The 4,324-nt window shown below is 64.5% G+C and carries 4 protein-coding genes; 3 read left to right on the top strand and 1 reads right to left on the bottom strand.

The features are described from left to right. Nucleotides 1-1,458 (top strand): aminotransferase-like domain-containing protein (locus AC07CM_RS50375; protein ID WP_478883282.1); only part of this gene is annotated, 1,458 nt, incomplete at its 5' end. Between the two features lie 224 nt (nt 1,459-1,682). Here AC07CM_RS50375 and AC07CM_RS50370 read toward each other — a convergent pair. Beyond that, nucleotides 1,683-2,027, bottom strand: a complete 345-nt coding sequence (locus tag AC07CM_RS50370; protein ID WP_478883281.1) for a hypothetical protein — start codon at nt 2,025-2,027, stop codon at nt 1,683-1,685. A gap of 124 nt (nt 2,028-2,151) precedes the next feature. Between AC07CM_RS50370 and AC07CM_RS50365 the strand changes: the two genes are divergently transcribed. Then, nucleotides 2,152-2,679, top strand: a complete 528-nt coding sequence (locus AC07CM_RS50365; RefSeq protein WP_478883283.1) for a phytanoyl-CoA dioxygenase family protein — start codon at nt 2,152-2,154, stop codon at nt 2,677-2,679. A gap of 295 nt (nt 2,680-2,974) precedes the next feature. After that, nucleotides 2,975-4,201: an ABC transporter substrate-binding protein gene (locus tag AC07CM_RS50360; protein ID WP_478883280.1), complete on the top strand. Its 1,227-nt coding sequence runs from the start codon at nt 2,975-2,977 to the stop codon at nt 4,199-4,201. The last annotated feature ends 123 nt before the right edge of the window (nt 4,202-4,324 follow it).

Here is a 4,324-nt window from a genome sequence, read left to right as displayed (position 1 = left end):
CGCGTGAAACTCTCGCGATCGAGTGCCAATTCGTTCCGATTGGCTGCCGTCGGGGCGAACCGACTTGTCCGCTTGCTCGGCGAATGGGCGAGCGAGGACGGACCAATGCATGCGAGGCTCGCGACCAGGGTGCGGCATCTCGTGGTCACCGGAGCCATCGCCTCGGGAACCCGTATGCCCTCTGAGCGTGCGTTGGCCACCGTCCTTGGCGTGAGTCGCAACACGGTCGGTCGAGCCTTCGACCAATTGCGTGACGAGGGGATGTTCGTCAGCTGGCGCGGCGACGGCACGTACGTCTCGGCGGGGCGCCGACACCTCGCTCCGGCCGGCGATGACCGACTGCGCTCTTTCGTCGCCTCGTCCAAGCCGGTGCAGGCGCGCGAGATCGACCTGCGCACCGCTGCGATGCCTGGCCTGCCGATGGTCGCTGAGGAGGTTAATACGCTCGACGGACTTCGGATGCGCGCCCTCGTCGCCACCCATGGCTACCAGCCGTGGGGGCTGCCCGAGTTGCGGGAAGCGGTTGCCGAGTACTACACGATCCTCGGTTTGGAGACTGGACCTGAACACGTTGTCATCACCGCGGGGGCGCAGCAGGCACTGCGACTAGTCGCCTCCTCGCTCATTGAGCCTGGATCCACAGTGCTCGTCGAAGAGCCGACCTTCCGCGGTGCGCTTGAGGTACTCAGCGCGCTCGGTGCCCGGCTGGTCGATGTGCCAAGCGGTGTCGATGGAGTCGACGTCGACGCGTTCATGAGGGCCGTCGCCGGTTTCCATCCAACGCTGATCGTCCTGCAGTCGACCGTGCACAACCCGACCGGTTCAGTGCTGGACGGGTTTCGGCGCAGCCGCATCGTCGCCATCGCCGATCGGTACGGGATCCCAGTGATCGACGACGCGACTCTGGCCGACACGATCATCGATGGTGACCGACGCCCGCTGCCGCTGGCCGTCGGCAGCAGCAACGTTGTGACTATCGGATCGATGAGCAAGTCGTTCTGGGGCGGTTTGCGCGTAGGCTGGGCCCGGGCCCACCCGGACATCGCCGAACAGCTGGCTGCGGCCAAGGGCGGTGATGATTTGGGCACCTCGCTCATCGCGCAACTCCTCGCCGCGCAACTGTTGCCACGGATCGAGACCGCGCGTGACCAACGCCACGAGTTCCTGTCCGCCGCGCGCCGCCAGGCCCTCGATCTCCTCGCCGCCGAGCTGCCGGACTGGGTGCCGTACATGCCGGTCGGCGGCGCGTCACTGTGGATCCGTCTACCGTCGGCGACCGGGCCAGCGTTCGCGTACAGGGCTGCGGCGGCTGGTGTCCGAATTCTTCCAGGTCCTACCTTTAGCTCCGGGGATGCGCTGGAAGACTACATCCGGCTTTCGTATTCGGGGGCACTAGAGGAGACCGCGCGCGGCATCCGGATCCTCGCCCGGACGTGGCGTGAGTTCGACACCGCTTGAGATCACACTCTCTGACCGGGAGAGCCACCTGAGTCAAAATTGGCCCTTTCCTTGCACTGCTGCGATCGCGACGATGGCGCGACATAACCTCGGGAACGGAACGGAGTTGACTACGTACTAATCGGATAGCGGCGACGGACACCGCTCATCGGACTGCGAGGCAGGAGTGCGGAGTACATCCGTCTGCTGTCGAAATTCCGCGCTGATGGATGTGAACTCGGCGTTCACGCACGATGGCTGACGGATGGGAAATCCAGAGAAACGAGATGGCCATGGCAAACGCAAGTGACGTGCGCATCGACGTAGACCGCTTCCACGACGGGGGCTACCTCTTCGTGGAAGATCTGTTGGACGTAGAGCGTGACATCGATCCCGTGGTACGCGAGTATGAGGAAGTGGTGGACCGCGAACTCGCGCGCTGGAACGCCCAAATCAAGATCAGCTCGACCTGTCCTGAACTGCCGTTTGACAGCCGCCTTGCCGCGTTCTTGGGCGAGGGCGGTTCCTACCAGACGCTTGATATCGCGCTGCGGATTTCTGCGAACGTAACCGAGGAGACGCCGATTCACCTTGGCCCGGCCACGTTTGCGCTGCTGACTAACCCTCGCCCTGATCGACGCAGTGGAGCAGATCGTCGGACCCGAAATCCTTCTCAACCCCATCCAGCATGTTCGGATCAAGCCACCTTAGCGGCTGCTCACCGAGGAGGCCCTGCACTCGTACGTCGGCCGCATCGGGTGGCACCGGGACCAGGGAGCGGCTCTACCGGAAGTGGTCGACACTGACACGCTCACGGTCTGGCTGCCGATCACCGACGCGACCGTAGAGAATGGCTGCCTCTGCGTGATACCGCGCAGCCACCGCCGAGGTCTGGCCCCCCATTGCTCCGGAGTCGAATGGGGTATTCCCGAGTCGCGTGGAACGGGCTACCAGTCGCTCCCAATCGGACGCTGTGGTGCGGTCTTCATGCATCGCCTGACGATGCACGCAGCGCTGAGAAACGTTAGCGACGGCCCGCGGTGGAGCTACGACCTGCGCTACCAGCCTATCGGCCGGCACCTGTTCCCCTCCTTAGTCGTGCGCAGCCACAGAGACCTCGCCAGCGAAGTGCACGAGTGGACCGTCTGGCGCGACCTCTGGCCCCAGTCGCGCTCGCACCTTGCGGCCAACCCCGCATCGGTAAAGGTCAAGCGCTGGACCGGCGAAGAGGCCGTTTGCTAGCGCCAGGCGTCCCGAAGTTCGCTATCCGACAGGTGAATAGGTAAGCGGTGCCTTCGTCCGGCCAGCGCATATGAGTTGGCGGTCGGAGCAGGTCAGACGCTCGCCAACGGTAGGTTCGTGGAAAGATCCGTTGGTCACGTTACGTAGTTCAACGCCGTGGAAAATGCCGACGCCATAACGCAGCGACTGCATACGGGTCCTCCGTTTAACTATCATCTGTTCATGCTTCAAGCGCTGACAGCTCCACATTCAGAGATACCAGAAATAGCAACTACAACAAGAGGAGGACCTACTGATGCGAACATCCGTTATCGCGCGCACCGGCCTGTCCCTCGCGGCTCTCGCGGTGCCCACAGTCCTGACGGGCTGTGGTGGGGGTACGAACGCGTCCGGTAGCCAGTCCGTTACGAGGATCTCCGAGCTGGACAATTTCGCCAGTGATTCGAGCAAGCCGGTCGTCGAGGCCCTCAATAAGTGCGCGGCGAAGGCGGGCGTCAGGCTCGACCACCGGACGGCGCCGTCGTCGTCGTACACACAGAAGGTCCTGCAGCAGGTGTCGTCGAAGACGCTCCCGGACGTCCTCATGCTCAGAGACGCCGACGTCCAGCAGATCGCAGCGATCGGGGCGCTCGTCCCGCTGAGTGACTTCAACATCAGCACGGACGGCTTCGCTAAGGGCGTGCTCCAGAACGGCACGTACAACGGCAAGGTCTACGCTCTGGCCCCGGCGTTGAATACGACCGCACTCTTCTACAACAAGGACGTTCTTGCGAGGGCTGGCGTCCAGCCGCCGGCCACGTGGGACGAGCTCAAGGCCGCAGCCGCGAAGCTCACTTCGGGCGGCCGGTACGGCATAGCATTCAACGCCAACGCGACGCATGCCTCCACGACGGAGTTTCTGCCGTTCATGTGGAGCAACGGCGGCGATGAGAAGAACATCGACACGCCCCAGACCGCAGAGGCCCTTCAGCTCTGGACGGACCTGGTGAAGTCCGGGTCGGCGTCGTCGGGCGTGCTGAACTGGACCTATGGGGATGTGGAGGACCAGTTTGTGGCGGGCAAGGCCGCGATGATGGTCAACGCGTCGTTCGAGGTCCCGATCCTCGATAAGGTCTCCGGCCTCCACTACGGAGTGGTCAAGATCCCGGTGAAGTCGGCCTCGGACACGGCGGTCGCGCCGGCGGTCGGCGAGATGTGGACGGTTCCGCGGACCGGTAACAAGGCCAGGCAGGCCAAGGCCGCAAAGGTCGTCGCGTGTATGAACAGCGACGAGGTGCAGCTCTCCATCGCGAAGGCCTGGGGCTACGTCCCGTCCAGGACGCAGGTTGCCGCCCGGTTCTCCGCCGAGAATCCCCAGCTCGCCGTCTTCACGGACCTGCTGAAGTCGGCGCGCGCCCGTACCGGCGAGCTCGGCGTGGACTGGCCCAAGGCCGAGGCCAAAATTTACACGGCTATCCAGGCGGCGCTGGCTGGCAAGGCCTCGCCGGCGGAGGCGCTCCGGCAGGCCCAAAGCAATGGCTGAGCAGGCAATGGCTGAGCAGGCAATGGCTGAGCCGATGACGACGACCGTGGGCCGGGCGCGGATCCGCTCGGCGGAACCGGCTGCGCCGCGGCGGCGCAGCCCATGGCGGGGCCGGGAGAGCTT

The organism is Streptomyces sp. NPDC044061 (genome assembly GCF_056434305.1).
Note: the sequence above shows the minus strand (reverse complement) of the source record. Positions and strands in the feature narration are given on the sequence as shown.